This is a genomic window from Streptomyces sp. NPDC056486 (genome assembly GCF_042795295.1).
Classification (GTDB): Bacteria; Actinomycetota; Actinomycetes; order Streptomycetales; family Streptomycetaceae; genus Streptomyces.
On record NZ_JBHTSF010000075.1, the window covers coordinates 13324 to 28648 of the forward strand.

The 15325-nt window shown below is 66.0% G+C and carries 14 protein-coding genes and 1 pseudogene; 7 read left to right on the plus strand and 8 right to left on the minus strand.

What is annotated here, in order from left to right; translation table 11 throughout:
* Positions 1–52 precede the first annotated feature (52 nt).
* Entirely contained in the window at positions 53–271 is a 219-nt protein-coding gene (locus ACFQ7F_RS26475; protein WP_383274885.1) for a hypothetical protein, read from the minus strand.
* Positions 272–472: 201 nt separating this feature from the next.
* Between ACFQ7F_RS26475 and ACFQ7F_RS26480 the strand changes: the two genes are divergently transcribed.
* From ACFQ7F_RS26480 to ACFQ7F_RS26490, 3 genes are read left to right on the plus strand one after another with little or no spacing between them, the layout of a single operon-like run.
* Positions 473–1066, plus strand: a complete 594-nt coding sequence (locus ACFQ7F_RS26480) for a vitamin K epoxide reductase family protein (protein ID WP_383274968.1) — start codon at positions 473–475, stop codon at positions 1064–1066.
* Between the two features lie 17 nt (positions 1067–1083).
* Positions 1084–1518: a tyrosinase family oxidase copper chaperone gene (locus ACFQ7F_RS26485; protein WP_383274888.1), complete on the plus strand. Its 435-nt coding sequence runs from the start codon at positions 1084–1086 to the stop codon at positions 1516–1518.
* Positions 1519–1556: 38 nt separating this feature from the next.
* On the plus strand, positions 1557–2429 hold the full coding sequence (locus tag ACFQ7F_RS26490; protein ID WP_383274891.1) for a tyrosinase family protein: 873 nt from the start codon (positions 1557–1559) through the stop codon (positions 2427–2429).
* A 73-nt stretch (positions 2430–2502) separates the two neighbouring features.
* Here the strand turns inward: ACFQ7F_RS26490 and ACFQ7F_RS26495 are convergent, their stop codons facing one another.
* Positions 2503–2778, minus strand: a complete 276-nt coding sequence (locus ACFQ7F_RS26495) for a chaplin (protein WP_383274894.1) — start codon at positions 2776–2778, stop codon at positions 2503–2505.
* A gap of 159 nt (positions 2779–2937) precedes the next feature.
* Between ACFQ7F_RS26495 and ACFQ7F_RS26500 the strand changes: the two genes are divergently transcribed.
* Positions 2938–3201, plus strand: coding sequence for a hypothetical protein (locus ACFQ7F_RS26500; RefSeq protein ID WP_383274897.1), 264 nt, complete (start codon positions 2938–2940; stop codon positions 3199–3201).
* A gap of 78 nt (positions 3202–3279) precedes the next feature.
* Here the strand turns inward: ACFQ7F_RS26500 and ACFQ7F_RS26505 are convergent, their stop codons facing one another.
* Both ACFQ7F_RS26505 and ACFQ7F_RS26510 read right to left on the minus strand, forming a co-directional pair.
* Positions 3280–3936 (minus strand): response regulator, encoded by a 657-nt coding sequence (locus ACFQ7F_RS26505; protein ID WP_383274900.1) that lies wholly within the window; start codon positions 3934–3936, stop codon positions 3280–3282.
* The gene (locus tag ACFQ7F_RS26510; RefSeq protein WP_383274903.1) at positions 3933–5129 is read right to left on the minus strand and encodes a histidine kinase; all 1197 of its coding nucleotides are present in this window, start codon (positions 5127–5129) and stop codon (positions 3933–3935) included. Before ACFQ7F_RS26510 ends, ACFQ7F_RS26505 begins: the two co-directional genes overlap by 4 nt.
* A 431-nt stretch (positions 5130–5560) precedes the next feature.
* Here ACFQ7F_RS26510 and ACFQ7F_RS26515 point away from each other — a divergent pair, with 431 nt between their 5' ends.
* Both ACFQ7F_RS26515 and ACFQ7F_RS26520 read left to right on the plus strand, forming a co-directional pair.
* Complete coding sequence (locus tag ACFQ7F_RS26515) at positions 5561–6559, plus strand: ABC transporter ATP-binding protein (RefSeq protein ID WP_383274906.1); 999 nt, start codon at positions 5561–5563, stop codon at positions 6557–6559.
* Positions 6556–7599 carry a transmembrane transport protein gene (locus ACFQ7F_RS26520; protein WP_383274909.1) on the plus strand — a complete coding sequence of 348 codons (1044 nt, stop codon included), beginning with the start codon at positions 6556–6558 and terminating at the stop codon, positions 7597–7599. Before ACFQ7F_RS26515 ends, ACFQ7F_RS26520 begins: the two co-directional genes overlap by 4 nt.
* A gap of 57 nt (positions 7600–7656) precedes the next feature.
* Here ACFQ7F_RS26520 and ACFQ7F_RS26525 read toward each other — a convergent pair whose 3' ends face one another.
* Positions 7657–8427 carry a DUF234 domain-containing protein gene (locus ACFQ7F_RS26525; RefSeq protein WP_383274912.1) on the minus strand — a complete coding sequence of 257 codons (771 nt, stop codon included), beginning with the start codon at positions 8425–8427 and terminating at the stop codon, positions 7657–7659.
* Positions 8428–8712: 285 nt separating this feature from the next.
* Here ACFQ7F_RS26525 and ACFQ7F_RS26530 point away from each other — a divergent pair.
* Positions 8713–8893, plus strand: a pseudogene (locus ACFQ7F_RS26530) (DNA-binding protein); the annotation flags it as partial.
* 9 nt (positions 8894–8902) lie between these two features.
* On the opposite strand, the gene ACFQ7F_RS26535 reads toward ACFQ7F_RS26530, so the two are convergent.
* The 3 genes from ACFQ7F_RS26535 to ACFQ7F_RS26545 are packed head-to-tail and all read right to left on the minus strand — an operon-like array spanning position 8903 to position 15008.
* Complete coding sequence (locus ACFQ7F_RS26535; protein ID WP_383274915.1) at positions 8903–12055, minus strand: type I restriction endonuclease subunit R; 3153 nt, start codon at positions 12053–12055, stop codon at positions 8903–8905.
* The gene (locus ACFQ7F_RS26540) at positions 12055–13266 is read right to left on the minus strand and encodes a restriction endonuclease subunit S (RefSeq protein WP_383274918.1); all 1212 of its coding nucleotides are present in this window, start codon (positions 13264–13266) and stop codon (positions 12055–12057) included. Before ACFQ7F_RS26540 ends, ACFQ7F_RS26535 begins: the two co-directional genes overlap by 1 nt.
* A complete protein-coding gene (locus ACFQ7F_RS26545) occupies positions 13263–15008 on the minus strand; it encodes an N-6 DNA methylase (RefSeq protein WP_383274921.1) in 1746 nt (581 codons plus the stop codon). Before ACFQ7F_RS26545 ends, ACFQ7F_RS26540 begins: the two co-directional genes overlap by 4 nt.
* Positions 15009–15325: the final 317 nt, after the last annotated feature.

Below are 15325 nucleotides of genomic sequence, written 5' to 3' on the forward strand. Positions count from 1 at the left end.
CGTGACACGGTGGTTCGGCGCACCACGTGACGCAGTGGTTCAGCGCACCGCGTCAGAGCAGACCGAGACCCAGGTCCGCGTCCAGCAGGTGGTGGTCGTGGCCGTGGTGGTGGTGATGGTCGTCGCCCCAGCAGCCGCCGTGGTCGCAGGGGTGGGAGGCCGCCGACTGCTGCGCGGGAACTCCGGCCGCCTGAGCGGGAGTTGTGAACGGAACCGCCACGGCCAGGGTGAGTATGGCCGTCGCTGCGGCACGACGAAGCGTGATCTTCATGGGGGATCTCCTCGATCCGTTGGGGACGCGATCGACGCTAATCAGGCCCACAGACCCTGTCCTGCCGAGAGACGCACGACTACTGCAAAAGGGTGTCGAGCCCTGTCGACCCCGCAGCCCGAGAACCGAGTGAGGACCGCAGCGATGGACACCAGCACGCCCCTGCCCCAAGCCCGCAAGCCCGAAGCCCCCTTAGGCCGCATGGACCCGCCATCCGGCGGTACGGGCGGGAGCCGTGCGTTCGCACTGCTCCTGGTGATCACGGGTGCGGCGGGTCTGCTCGCGGCGTGGGTGATCACCCTTGACAAGTTCAAGCTGCTCGAGGACCCGAACTTCACGCCGGGCTGCAGCCTCAATCCGGTGGTCTCCTGCGGCAACATCATGAAGAGCGAGCAGGCGTCGGTCTTCGGGTTCCCGAACCCGATGCTGGGCATCGCCGCGTACGCGGTCGTGATCGGTGTCGGCATGAGTCTGCTGGGCCGGGCGCGCTTCCCGCGCTGGTACTGGCTGACGCTGAACGCGGGCACGCTCTTCGGGGTCGGCTTCTGCAGCTGGCTGATGTACCAGTCGCTCTACGAGATCAACTCGCTGTGCCTGTGGTGCTGCCTGGCCTGGGCCGCCACGATCACCATGTTCTGGTACGTGACCTCGTTCAACGTCCGTAACGGCCTGCTGCCCGCGCCTTCCTGGCTGCGCACGTTCTTCAGCGAGTTCACGTGGGTCCTCCCGCTTCTGCACATCGGCATCATCGGCATGCTGATCCTCACGCGCTGGTGGGACTTCTGGACCAGCTGAGAAGGGAGACATCACCAGTGGCCAAGGAAGCAGCGCGCGACGGTACGTGGACGGAACGGCTCACGCGCCGCGCCACGATGCGTGGCCTCATCACAGTCGCCGTCGCCGCCGTGACGGCGCCGGCCGCCCTCTTCTGGTCGACCCGGCACACGGCTCATGACCGTCCGTCCGACGACCTTTCCGACGACCTCGGTGAAGGCGCGTCCGATTTCGACGAGATGTACGAGGGTCGGCACATCCGCGGATCGAGAGCCGCCGCGGGCCATCAACACGCGGACTCCTCCTGGGACATCACGGTCGATGGCCGCCCTCTCCACCTCATGCGGCGCGCCGACGGCGGCTATCTGAGCATGATCGACCACTACGAGTCGTATCCGACGCCCCTCATCGCCACCCGCAGAGCAGTGGACGAACTCGGCCGCGGCCGGCAGCTGCGCGGCGGCGACGCCTGATCACTGCCCCGTACATCGGACCGGAGGAGCGAACCGAAGTGGTCTACACGCGCAAGAACCAGGCCCGGCTCACCAGCGCCGAGAAGCGGCGCTTCGTCAACGCGGTGCTCGAACTCAAACGCAAGGGCGAGTACGACGAGTTCGTCCGGACGCACATCGAGCACTACGTGTCCGACGGGGAGAGCGGACTGCGGGTGGCCCATATGACGCCCACGTTCCTGCCCTGGCACCGCCGGTTCCTGCTGGAGTTCGAACGGGCCCTGCAGCGGGTGGACTCCGCGGTGTCCGTCCCGTACTGGGACTGGACCGTGGACAGGACACCGGATGCCTCGCTCTGGGGCCGCGGGCTCATGGGCGGCAACGGGCGGCGCTCCGACCGGCAGGTCATGACCGGTCCGTTCGCCCGTACGAACGGCCACTGGGTCATCAAGGAAGGGGAGACGGACGGCGATTTCCTCATGCGCGACTTCGGCAGACCGCAGAACCCGACCGAGCTGCCCACCGAGGGCCAACTGGCCTGGGCCATGCGCGACCCGGTGTACGACACACCGCCCTGGGACTCCACCTCGCCGAAGGGCTACCGCAACAAGCTCGAGGGGTGGACGTCCAACATCGGCAACGACAGGTGGCGCAACCACAACCGCGTCCACCGCTGGGTCGGCGGACACATGCTCGGCGGCGCGTCGGTCAACGACCCCGTCTTCTGGCTGAACCACTCCTTCGTCGACCTGCTGTGGGACCGCTGGCGGGCCCGGCACCCCGGCTCCGCGCCCTACCTGCCCGAGGAGCCGCCGGACGCGGACCACGGCCCGCCGCACGGCCGCATCGCCGCCCGCTTCGAGCCGATGCCGCCGTGGGGCGTGACACCGGACGAGCTGCTCGGCCATCGCGGCATCTACCGCTACGTATGACACGTACACGTATGACACGGCGCATGACAGAGCCCCCGGAGGTCCATGACCGCCGGGGGCCTCGCACGGGAGGTCAGCCGCCGTAGCCGCCGTGGCCGCCGTGGTTGCCATCGCTGTTGACGCACTGGTTGCCGAACGCCGGGTTCAGCAGCCCGATGACGTCCACAGTGTTGCCGCACAGGTTGACCGGGACGTGGACCGGAACCTGGACGAGGTTGCCCGAGAGGACGCCGGGCGAGCCGACGGCCGCAGCTTCGGCGCCCGCGTCCGCCATGGCCATACCGGTGCCACTGAGCACCACGGCGCCAGTGCCGAGGGCAACAGCGGCTGCCTTCGCGATGCGAGACATCACGTTCTCCTTTGAATTGACGAGTACCGCCGCATGTACGCGGCTGTACTGTCCCTTCAACGGCGCCACCGGCAGCAGGTAACGGCACCGATCGGTACATCATTGGTGAAATCGCCTGAGCGCCCGTGTCCAGCGCTGCCCCGAGCCGTTGCGCATCACATGATCTCAACACGACGCATCGCCGCCGCCTTCGCTCTCGCCGCCGGAGCCACCGCCCTGGCCGCCCCCTCCGCGAGCGCCGCACCCATCTCCCCCACCGGCTTGGTCGACTCGATCGCCATGTCCGGTATCCCGGCGGAGCAGCAGGAAGAGCTCCCGACCGTGACCAGCCAGCTCAACGGCCTCAACGAGCTCTACCAGCTGAACGAGCTGCACCAGCTGACCGACCTGGCCGCACCGGTCACGGGGCTGCTCGGGGCGTAGTCACCCGCACAGAGGCGAGGTACCGGTGGCAGCCCCGGGGGTGGGGCTGCCACCGCGGCTTTGTCACGCGGCCGGGGCTTACCCTCGCCCGTCCACCAGACCTGATTCCCAGGCCCAGGCGGCGATCTCCACACGGTTGCGGGCGGAGAGTTTGATCTGCACGTTGCCGAGATGCGTCTTCACCGTGCCCACGGAGATGACCAGCTCGCCTGCGATCTCAGCGTTGGTCAGGCCTCTGGCCACCAGACGCACCAGGTCCTTCTCCCGTTCGGAGAGCGCGGTGTGCGGCTCCCGAGAGGCCGGGACGGCGCTGTTGAAACGCCGCAGCAGCCGGACGGTGATGGCCGGGCTCACCAGTGCCTCGCCGGAGGCGGCCGCCCTGATGGCCTCGACGAGCAGGGCAGGGCCTGAGTCCTTGATCAGGAAGCCGGACGCACCCTCGCTCAGGGCGCGTTGGACGTACTCGTCGTCGTCGAACGTCGTGACCACGACGACCTTCGGCGGGTTCACGGTGCCGGGGCGCGTCAGTCTGCGCAGCGCCTCGAGGCCGTCCATGCGCGGCATGCGGATGTCCATGAGGACCACATCGGGCCGGTGGTGCTCGGCGAGTTCCACCGCGTGTACCCCGTCCGTGGCCTCCGCGACGACTTCGATGTCGTCCTCCGCACCGAGGATCATCGTGAACCCGGCACGGACCATGGCCTGATCGTCGGCGATCAGGACGCGGATCGTCATGACGCGGTCGCCTTCGGCGTGGGCACCTTTGCCGGGGACGCGGACGGGGGCACGGGGAGCGTCGCCTCGACACCCCAGCCGCCGGCCGTCACCGGGCCCGCCTGGACGCTTCCGCCGATCAGACCCACCCGCTCGGCAAGGCCCTTGAGGCCGAAGCCGCCGACGGAGACGTGGTGCGGCCGTCCGTCGTCCGTGACCCGTACGGTCAGCCGCTTTCCGGAGCGGTTCACGCGCACCTGCACTTCGGTGCATCCGTGGCCGTGCTTGCGTACGTTGGTGAGGGCCTCCATCACGACCCTGTGTGCGGTGGTGGTCACCTCGACCGGCAGGTCGTCGAAGGTCCCTTCCAGCTCGAGCTCGGCCCGCGCGCCGCCGACAGCCGAGAACTCCTCGACGAGCGAGCGCACTTCGGCGATGCCCGACAGCGGCGTCAGTGCCACTTCTCCGTCGGCGTCGCGCAGCATCCCCACCATGTGCCGCATGGAGGTCAGCGCCTCCGAGCCCGCCTGTTCGATCCGCTGCAGCGCGGGCGGCACCAGTTCGGGCTTGCGGCCCGCGATCGCCTGGGCTCCCTGCGCCTGTACGACGATGCCCGTCACGTGGTGGGCGACGAAGTCGTGCAGGTCCCTGGCGAACTCGGTCCGCTGTTCAAGGCGGAGAGCTGCCGCCTGCCGCTGCCGGTCCACCAGGAGGAAGCGCATTCCGAGGCCGATGCTCAACACCGTGACCGCTGCCAGGGCGTAGAGCAGCGCCACGTTGATGGTGGACTGCCGCGTCGAGACGGACACCGGTCGCAGCACGATCGCCAGCATCAGCGCCGGGGCGGCCAGCATCGTCCAGGACGACTTCCCCCGGCGGGCGACGAGCAGCAGGAGCCACGTCAGTGCCGCCGGTTCGGCGTACCCGGCCGCCTGCGCGCCCACCCTCATCTCCATGTGCATCCATACCGACAGGCACAGCGACCCGACCGCGAGCACAAAGGCGGCCACGGAGAGTTCCTTGCTCCTGAGCCGGGGTGAAACGACGACGAGTCCGACGGCAAGCAGGGCGCCGATCAGCTTGGCAGGGCCGTATTCCGCGATCCAGTAGAAGCCGACCACCAAGTCGAGCGGGACGAGGGCGACCAGGCCCCCGAGCAGCAGCCACAGCACTGCGGGCAGGAGCCGCGAACGGTCCTTCCTCCCTGTGGCCAAGGCTGTGGCTGTGGCCGCTGCGTCCGCCGCCTTCAGCATCTCTCTCACCATCCCTCTCGCGACCGGCCGAAAGTCGGAGCCGGCCACGAATGATCTGTCTTTCGCCCGATCCGCCGCAAGGCGCGGCAGAGGAGAGTTGTTCTCACCGGGCGGCGCTCGCCCTTCATCTTCATCGCACGAGGAGCATGCCATGATCACGGCCGACGTCGCCGCAGCGGGGAAGCCCCCGCAGGTGCTTGAGCGCACGTCGGCGGGGTCCTGCTCTCCACTCGCCCCCCTCACTTTTCCTCCCCCCTGGGTGCACAGGCCGCCCGCATAGCCGGTTTCACGGCAGCGGTCGAGGCCTCACACGGCTCGTCCCCTCTCTTACGCACACAGCCGGCCACTCCCCCACACACATGGCCGCCCCTCCACACGCACAGGAGCCACACATGCACAACGCCTACGCAGAGACGCAACCCGGAAACGGACCGGGATTCGGACCGCCGCCCGTCTACGGTCCTGCGATCGAGGCCCACGGGCTCGGCAAGGAGTACCGGCGAGGCTGGGCCTTGCGGGACGTTTCCTTCCAGCTGCCGATCGGGCGGGTATGCGGCCTTGTCGGCCCCAACGGCGCCGGCAAGAGCACTCTGATGGGCATGGCCACCAACATGATCCGGCCGTCGGCCGGCGCCCTGCGCGTGTTCGGCTCGGAACCGGGGTCGACGGAGGCGGTCCTGCGCACCGCGTTCCTGACCCAGGAGAAGCCGCTGTTCAAGCGCTTCACCGTGGCCGAGACCCTGCGCCTGGGCCGCGAGCTCAACCCCCTCTGGGACCAGGAGGTGGCCGAGGGCATCGTCAACGCGGGCCAGGTGCCGATGAAGGCGAAGATCGGCACGCTGTCCGGCGGTCAGCGCACCCGCGTCGCCTTCGCCCTGGCCTTCGGCAAGCGCCCTGACCTGCTCATCCTCGACGAGCCGATGTCCGATCTCGACCCACTGGTGCGCCGCGAGCTCATGGCCACGCTGAAGGCGGAGGCGGCCGAGCACGGCACGACGGTACTGGTGTCCTCGCACATGCTCGCCGAGCTGGAGTACATCTGCGACTACCTCCTCGTCATCGCGAACGGCGGGCTGCGTCTGGCGGGCGAGGTAAACGAGCTGCGCTCGGCTCACGCCCTGTTCGCCACCGCGGGCGACGGCGCGCAGTCCGCCGTCGCACCGCACACGGTCATCGAGACCCTCGGCGCCGGCGACGGCAGGTCCGGCGTCCTGGCACGCCTCAGCGCACCGATCCAGTACGGCGGGCAGGCCGAGCCGCCCACCCTGGAAGAGCTGCTTCTCGGCTATCTGCGTTCGCCGAATGCGCCTTCGCTGATCGCCCCCAGCGCCCAGGTCGGCGACATCCACGACATCATCACCCGCGACCGCCAGAAGGCTGTGAACGCATGAGCACCCTCACTCAGGACCCGGCCCGCACGACGACCGACGAGGGCCCGCAGAACGGACGGGGCTCCTGGCCTGTCATCCCCCGGCTCCGCGGTACGGCCTGGCTCGTCTGGCGCCAGCACCGCGCCGCGTTCTGGACCATCATCGCCGCCACGCTCGTGGGTGTGATCGCCATGGTCGTTCTGCGCGGGCAGATGATGGACTACCTGGGCACCCTGGAACCGACGCAGAGGAGGCCCGGCGGTCTGCCGCCCGAGTTCGACACGTACGGCAATCTCATCGTCGATGTCGGGAGCGCCCTGGGCTGGTTCCCCATCCTGGCAGGCGTCCTCCTCGGTGCCCCGTTCATCGCGGGCGACCTGGAGACCGGCACCGCCAAGCTGGTGACCTCGCAGTCCGTCAGCCGGCTGCGCTGGCTCACCATGAAGCTCGCCATGCCCGCCGCACTGGTCGCACTGTCCACCGGCGTGCTCTCGGCCGTCTTCAACTGGTGGTGGACCCCGGTCAACGGGTTTGTCACACAGGTGGATTGGATCGCCGGCCCGATCTTCAATGTGACGGGTATCGTGCCGGTGGTCTACGCCCTGCTCACGTTCACCGTGGGTGTCGCGGTCGGTCTGCTCCTGCGCCGCACGCTGGTGTCGATGGTGGTCACGCTCGGCATCGTCACGGCGATCGGGTTCGTCTGGGGCGAGATGCGGTCGAGCCTGGGAACCATCATGTCGGTCAGCACCAACAAGGGTATCGGCCCCGGTGCCAGGCAGCCGGAGCTGCCCGCCATGGCCGTGGAGCAGGGACAGGGCACCTACTTCCTCACCAGCTCCGGAGACCGCCTGGACTGGATGACCTGCCTCGACAAGATGGGAAACGACAAGGCGCACACCGCCTGCCTGGAGTCCAAGCACGTCGTCGGCTGGAGCAAGGACTACATCCCCTTCGAGCAGATGGCCACGATGCAGTGGCTCGGCGCCGGCATCATGTTCGCCATCACTGCCGCCGTCGTCGCCTTCATCGTCGTCTGGGGCCGCAAGCGCCTCCTGTGACCGGCGGCTGACCTTACGGCCCGACCAGGGGCCCACCCCAGAGGGTGGGCCCCTCCGTCAGTCCGACCGGGGCTGCCACGCCCGCACGAGATCCTCCGGCCCCCAGTGCGCGAAGAGCGGCAGATCATCCGCCACCCCGCAGCGGGAGACCGCGACCAGCGGAGTGTCCGGGGTGGTGCCGGGTACGGCGAGCACGTCACGTACCAAGGCGTCGTACTCGTGGCGCCCGAAGGGCTGGGTCTCCAGCCACTTGACCGACCCGACGAAGTGCACCTGCCGGGCCATCGGCTCGCGGTCCGCACCGATGAGGTCGATCTCGGGGTTGTTCTGACGGTTCCACCAACCGCCGATGGCTTCGGTCTCGGGCCACTCGTCATTGGGCATCAGTCGTAGCAAGGACTCGCGGATCAGTGGCTCGACCGCTCGACCGCGCCAGGTGGTCCACGACCGCTCGATGCGTTCCATTGCCACGTCACCCCGGCCACGCTCGACGAGTGGGATCGCGCGTGCCAAGAAGGCCAGCCAGAACCGTAGATACGGGTCAGCGATCCGGTAGCGCTTGTTCTTGCTGTCCGGCTTGGCGGACAGAGGGAGATCAGCAGCCAGGACTCTCTTTGCCTGCAGCATCGCAAGGAGTGGGGAGAGCGTGCCGGACGGCAGCGCGTTGGCGCCACCCGCCTGGGCTGCGATCGCGCTGAACGTGCGCTCGCCACTGCCGACCGCTTCCAGTACGGCCCGCGAGTGCGAAGCCTCGGGGAACTCTCCCAGCAGGGACAGCTCTCCGGCCACCAGCAGGGGCGAGAGTGGATTGGCGACCGAAGCCTGCAAGAACGCCCGGCCTGGTGGATCGAGTGCGCGGGAGGACAGCAAAAGGGCCGACCCTTGTAGGAGCCGACCCCTTCTGACCTGTATGTCTGCCAGGCCGCAGACGTGGTGTTACTTCATCCGCTCAGACGTTGAAGCGGAACATCGACGACACGGCTGCGACCTGCGCCGATGCATCAAACCCGGCGCCGATCCAGCCGGGATCCAGCGGCGGTAACGAACCGACACACGGGAGGCCGGACATCATTACGCAGCACGCGTGTCGGTGCCCCGGTGGATGACACCACCCAGGCGGACAGCCTGACCGCGGTGCAGCCGCTCAGCGACGCCGGTGGCTCGCACGGTCACAAGTACGCCATCGACGCCCTCGATGCCGCTCCGCTCCCCGGCACCCGTCCTCGTACTGACCTCGGGCCGCGACGGCTGGTCGAACTTGTGCGGCGACCGCGTACAGATCAAGGACGTCTGACCTCAGCGTCTACTCGGTTGAATCCACCTGCTGATCGACTGCTGCTTCGTAGAAGGCATCCGCTAGGGCGACGATAATCGCGTTGATGGCCGGCCCGTCGGTGAAGAAGTAGTCAGCCATCGTGTTGTGGGCGTCCTGGTTGTCCGCGACGGCGTGCGTGACGGCGGCTTGGAAGTCCTGTGACTCCAGGAACTGCTTCTTGGAGTTCACCTTGGTTTGCTGGACCAGGTTCCGGTCGGCGAGCAGTAGCTGCACGAGGCCCTGTACGAACTCCCTGATCTGGGAGGCAGCGAACGTTTCGGCGCCGAAGAGGTCGTTCATCTTGTCTATGACGACCTGAAGCGCGACGTACTTCGGATCCTTCTTCTCTCCCGTACCGGCGGCGCTGATGCCCTTTAGCTGTCCGTCGCCCACGAGTGAGATGTCGACGGGGATCGCCTTGTTGTGCTTGACCCCGACTAACACCACGTCAGAGAGGTCCACGTCGGCTGCCCAAGCGGACTCGGCAATCACCTTCTCCAGCAGGCGCAGGAAAATCGAGAGCATCTCTATGTCAGGATCGCCGTAGTCGACGATCTGGGACATGAAGTCGTAGAGCCTTACGAAGGTGGAGACGTCCTTGCGGAACAGGTCGAGCTCCTGGAGCTTTACCTTGTCTTCCTCCTCGATCGCCCGCGCGTAGCGGCGCCGGAAGTCGTGCTGCGCCGGGCTGATCGCCGCAGAGAGAGCATTGTTGCCCTTCCGTGTCACCCACAGTGCGGCGACCTTGCGGACGTCGTCCTCGGTGTAGATCCCGGCCTGGGCGAGCTTGTTGGCCAGGTGGACGACGACATACGGGTCGGTCTCGGTCTCCAGAGTGGCGTTCTTGAAGTACGGCTCGAAGGCTGTCTTGATGTCCTCGGGCTTGTTGGCAAAGTCGATGACGAACGTTTTGCGCTTCTGCTCCCCATCAGCGGTGCGGTGCGTGCGGTTGAGGCGCGAGAGCGTCTGTACCGCGGTGACCCCGGACAACTTCTTGTCGACGTACATCGCCGAGAGCAGGGGCTGGTCGAAGCCGGTCTGGAACTTGTTGGCGACCAGCATGATCTTGTAAGTATCGCCCTTGAACGCGGCAGCCAGATCAGCCCCGGCGCCGGGGTTCATGTTGGCCTCGGTAAATTCGTCGTCCTTCGACGGCTGTGGGCCCCAGTCGCTGTGCCAGGTCTCGTCCTCGGGCATGGTCACCCCGCCCGAAAAGGCAACCAGGGTGCGGTAGTTGTACGAGGCGTCCTCAGCGCGGCGCTTAGCGATGTAGGCATCTATCGCCAGCTTGTACTTCACCGCAGACTTGCGGGAGTCGGTCACCACCATGGCCTTCGCCTTGCCTTCGAGGAGGTAGGCGACGTTGGCGTGGAAGTGCTCGACGACGATCTGCACCTTCTGAGTGACGTTCGTCGGGTGGAGCTGAACCCACCTCATCAGCCCCTTGCGGGCGGCAGCCTCCTCGACCTCGCCTCCGTCACCGGCCTCGGCCTTGCCGGCGATCTGCAGCGCGGTGTCGTAGGACTGGTAGCCCTTGAGGACGTCGAGGATGTACCCCTCCTCGATCGCCTGCTTCATCGAGTACAGGTGGAACTCGCGCGGCTTGCCGTCGAGGCCCTTGCGGCCGAACAGTTCGAGGGTCTTGTTCTTCGGCGTCGCGGTGAACGCAAAGTAGGAGATGTTCTCCGATTCGGCCCGCTCGGTCATCTCCGAGGCCAGCACCGACTCCACATCGACATCCCCGCCCTCCTCGATCTCCTTGAGCTCCTCGGCCGTTAGTACCTGCTTCAGCTTCGAGGAGATCTGCCCCGACTGAGAGGAATGTGCCTCATCAGCGATCACGGCGAATCGCTTGCCCTTCAGGCCGGCGTCGGTCCGGATCTCTTCCAGCGCATGCGGGAAGGTCTGCACCGTCACCGCGATGATGAGCTCGCCGCTTTTCAACGCCTGCGCCAGTAGGCCCGACTTCGACTTCGCGCCGGCCTTGCGGACGTCCTCGGGGCTGATCGTCGCGACAATCTTCTTGTTGCCGTCGATCTGCCGAATCGCATCCTGCAGCTGGGAGTCGAGCACGGTACGGTCCACGACCACGATGACAGAGTCGAAGACCTTCTTGTCATCGGCATCATGCAGTCGGGCCAGCCCGTGGGCGGTCCAGGCGATGGTGTTCGTCTTCCCTGACCCGGCCGAGTGCTCGATCAAGTACCGGTGCCCGACACCCTCCTCCTTCACTGCGGCGACAATGCTCGTGACGGCCTCCCACTGGTGGAAGCGCGGGAAGAGCATGCTCGTACGCCGCACCGAGGTGCCGGTGGTGACGTCCCATTCCTCCTTGGTCTGCACGATCATCAGCCGCCCGATGACGTTCAGCCAAGCATGCTTTTCCCAGACGCGTTCCCATAGGTACGCCGTCGCCGACCCGTCGTCCACGCCAGGTGGGTTGCCGGCACCACTTTCGAAGCCGATGTTGAACGGCAAGAAGTGGGTCTTGTCCCCCTCCAGCTTCGTGGTCATGGCAGCTAGGCCGTTGGAGACCGCGAAGTGCACCAGCGCCCGGTGACCGAACGACAGCAGCGGCTCCGGGCGCCCGTTCGTCAGCGGGTTGCGATCGTTCTTGTACTGGTTGATCGCCTCGTCCAACGACTGGGTGAAGTCGGTCTTCAGCTCCACCGTGGCCACCGGGAGACCGTTGACGAAGAACACCAGATCGATGGTGCGCTGGTCGGCAGTCGAGAAGTGCACCTGCCGCGCCACCCGCACCCGCATCGACTCATAATGCGACACGGTGGTCGAGTTGAGCGACGTCTCGGGCCGGAACTGCGCCATTTTCAACCGGCCGCCACCAATGTACTGAACCCCATTACGCAGGATGTTCAGCGTCCCGCCGCCATGCTCAAGCGGCTTGTCCAACGCCGCGGTTAGCACGTCAAGGAACTTCGCCTGTGACCCCGCCGCCTTCAGCGCCTTCTCGTACGCCGTCTTCTGCGTCGCCTCCAGCCACGCGAACAGATCCGCCGGGAACAGCGCCCGCTCGCGGTCGTACTCGCCGCCGTCGTGGTCGTTCACCGAGTATAGCCAGCCGCGGGCCTCGAGGTACTCGCAGATCTCCTTCTCGAAGACCGCCTCATTGTGATCGGCCATCACGCCGCCTCCCGTACGTCGATCTGCCCAGTCACCGCGGCCGTGATCAACGCCGACCGGCGCTCCTTGGAAAACTCAATGAACCGCTCGGTCTCCTCAGTGAGTTCGTCGATCTTCTCGGTCGCATGACCGACCTCCGCCACGAGCGCACGCTGCTTTTCAAGCGAAGGAACCGGAATGCGCAGGGAGCCAATGATGTCGGAGTTCAAGTTGTCCATCGTCGATCCAACGGAGGCCAACGCGAGTGCATCGCGATTGCGCCGGCTACTGAACACGACGGCTCCGAACGCTGGCTCGATGAAGGCCCGATTGAACCGGACAAGTGCCGAGCCCGTCCCGCAGAGGAAACCCACTGCAGGTGCCCCTACGACCGCACAGCGTCCCAGTTCTCCTCGACGGGCAGCGATCAAATCACCTTCTTCGAGAGCATGGCGCGCAAGCTGTGCTGCCTTGTCAGCACTGACCGCGACTCGCGGATCGGGGACGACCTCACCTGCGACGATATGGGACGGATTGATGATCGGCGTGCCGCCATCCTCATACTCATCGGACTTCAACTGGCTACCGAACGGGCCTGTCTGAATCAAGGCGGTAACTGCCTTCAACGGCGTGTCCCAGTCAAGGAGCACCACACTTCGCTCAACGACCGACCACCGTCGCTCGCGGAGCATCTCGATCAGCTGCTGCTGCTCCTCGATGAGTGTGTCGATGCGGGCCGTCTCGCGATCGAGGTAGTCGGCGATGGCACTCTGCTCCTCAGCAGATACGACAGGCGCCGTCATCGATAGCAGGTCCGCGATGTTCAGTCGGGGAGTTCGGACATTCCCAGCCTCTGTTCCGCCGATACCTCGAACCAAACTGGCCATGGTCGCCACGGTGGATCTGCTCGTGAGAAAGTACTTCAGCCAACGGGTGTCGATCCTGGGGCCGACACCCAACACGGCGTAGTCAGGGCTGACGATACCGTCCTCCGGGGCGATACCAAGGGCCCCCTGGAACGCCCGCATACGGTTGATGACAAGGTCACCAGCGCGGCAGATTTTATAGTTGGACAGATCCTCTGCCGCCGCTCTTGTAGTCGTGTCCGTCGCCTCCCGACGCCGAACGCCCCAACTGATCGACACCGACAGAAGGGGCAAGATTTCGGATTTCATTCCCGCTCGGATGTCGGATTCCGAAAGCAGCCACTTGAGGCGGATGGAGTCGCTCATCCCTCCACCTCGCGGAGGAGATCGAGGATCTTAGCGACCTGCTTCTCCAGGTCGGCATCGATCTCCGCGAGCGGACGAGGCGGAACGTACTTGTAGAAGTGCCGCGTGAAGGGGATCTCATACCCCGTCTTGGTCTTGGCCCAGTCGATCCAGGCGTCGGGAACGTGCGGCTTCACCTCCGCATCGAAGTACGCCTGGATGACTTCGCGCTCCGCCGCCGCGCCGGCGGTCGAGCCGCCGTTGGTGAAGGGCACGTTCTCCGTGTCGCGCTTCTTCGAATCGGGCTTCGGTTCGCCCTTGCGGTTGACGACAGCGTTCCCGCCCTCGTCCAGCAGGGGGCGCTCGACAGTGACCGTCCAGTAGCCGAACTCGTCGTTGCGCAGCACCTTGGAGAGCTCGGGATCAGCGTCCTCGAAGTCGTCGTACAGCCGCAGGACCTTGGCCCGGTCTGCGTCACTGATCTCGCGTCCCTTGGCTCCGAGGTTCTTGCGCATCTTGGTCCAGAACGACGTGCCGTCGATCAGTTGCACCTTGCCTTGGCGGTCGGGGTGCTTGGTGTTGTCCAGGACCCAGATGTAAGTGGCGATGCCGGTGTTGAAGAACATGTTGGTCGGCAGGGCGACGATCGCTTCGACGAGGTCGTTCTCCAGCAGCCATCGGCGGATGTTGGAAGGGCCGGATTCGGCGGCGCCGTTGAAGAGCGGAGAGCCGTTCATGACGATGCCGACGCGGCCGCCACCATCCTCGGGTGCGCGCATCTTGTGGGCCAGGTGAAGCAAGAAGAGCATCTGCCCGTCGGATGTCGCAGGGAGGCCCGGTGCGAAACGGCCGTAGGGGCCGGCAGAGTCTCGCTCCTCCTTGACCGCCTTGGCGTACTGCTTCCAGTCCACTCCATAAGGCGGGTTGGACATGCAGTAGTCGAACTGGCGGCCCTTGAAGGCGTCGTCGGTGAGCGTGTTACCGAAGGCGATGTAAGTCGCGTCGTGGCCCTTGGCAAGTAGGTCGGACTTGCAGATGGCGTACGACTGCGGGTTGTACTCCTGGCCGTACAGGCCCAGCTTCGCGTCAGGGTTCCCAGCGAGCAGGTGCTCCTCTGCCAGGGAGAGCATGCCGCCGGTGCCGGCGGTGGGGTCATACAGCGATCGGATGATGCCGCCCTCGGTGAGGTCGACGTCCTTCTCTGCAAAGAGCAAGTCGACCAGCAGCCGGATCGCATCGCGCGGCGTGTAGTGGTCGCCGGAGGTCTCGTTCGCTGCCTCGTTGAACTTGCGGATGATGTATTCGAAGGCATCGCCCATGTCGGCGTTCGACACCACATCAGGGTGGAGGTCGACCTTGCCGAAAGACTTGACGATCTCGCGTAGGAGCCCGGCCTTTTCCAGAGCCAGGATCTCCTTCTTGAAGTCGAAGTACTCAAACACGTCCACGTCGGCGGAGAACCGGTCGATGTAGTCGGCCAGGTTGTCCGCCAGCCCGTCCGCGTCCTCCAGCAAGTTCGCGAACGAGTAGTTGGAGGTGTTGTAGAAGGTCCGCCCTGTGGCCTTCTTGACCTCGACCTTGAGCCGGTTCGGGTTCTCGAACTTCGCTGCCAGTTCGCGCACCGTCGCCTGGTCGGGCTCCAGGATGCAGTCGAGCCGCCGCAGGATCGTGAACGGGAGGACCACAGTCCCGTACTGGTTGGGGCGATAGGGGCCCCGAAGTTGGTCAGCGATAGACCAGATGAAGCTACCGAGCGCGCTCACAAGTTCCTCACGAGAATCGTCTAGCAGTGCCGATCACTTTGCCAGAGCCAGCAGCCGCCGTCCCACGGTTCAGCCACTCACCGGAGTGGTCCCAGCACCGCCGGGGCATCCGGGTCCCAGCACAATCCCAGCACGGGAAAAACCCAAGGGCCCGACTCCGAAGAGCCCGGCCCTACCTGACCTGCATGATTGCCAGATCATCGACGTGATGATCTGTCACCCGCTACACATGGAACCGGAACATCGACGACACGGCTGGGACCTGCGCCGACGCATCAATCCGGCGCCGATCCAGCCAGGATCCGGCAGTAGTCACG

Bases quoted from the DNA above. Each gene is read 5' to 3' on its own strand.
- ACFQ7F_RS26495 (WP_383274894.1), bottom strand. From the start codon at position 2,778: ATGTCTCGCATCGCGAAGGCAGCCGCTGTTGCCCTCGGCACTGGCGCC.
- ACFQ7F_RS26540 (WP_383274918.1), bottom strand. From the start codon at position 13,266: ATGAGCGACTCCATCCGCCTCAAGTGGCTGCTTTCGGAATCCGACATC.
- ACFQ7F_RS26520 (WP_383274909.1), top strand. From the start codon at position 6,556: ATGAGCACCCTCACTCAGGACCCGGCCCGCACGACGACCGACGAGGGC.
- ACFQ7F_RS26475 (WP_383274885.1), bottom strand. From the start codon at position 271: ATGAAGATCACGCTTCGTCGTGCCGCAGCGACGGCCATACTCACCCTG.
- ACFQ7F_RS26480 (WP_383274968.1), top strand. From the start codon at position 473: ATGGACCCGCCATCCGGCGGTACGGGCGGGAGCCGTGCGTTCGCACTG.
- ACFQ7F_RS26515 (WP_383274906.1), top strand. From the start codon at position 5,561: ATGCACAACGCCTACGCAGAGACGCAACCCGGAAACGGACCGGGATTC.
- ACFQ7F_RS26535 (WP_383274915.1), bottom strand. From the start codon at position 12,055: ATGGCCGATCACAATGAGGCGGTCTTCGAGAAGGAGATCTGCGAGTAC.
- ACFQ7F_RS26505 (WP_383274900.1), bottom strand. From the start codon at position 3,936: ATGACGATCCGCGTCCTGATCGCCGACGATCAGGCCATGGTCCGTGCC.
- ACFQ7F_RS26500 (WP_383274897.1), top strand. From the start codon at position 2,938: ATGATCTCAACACGACGCATCGCCGCCGCCTTCGCTCTCGCCGCCGGA.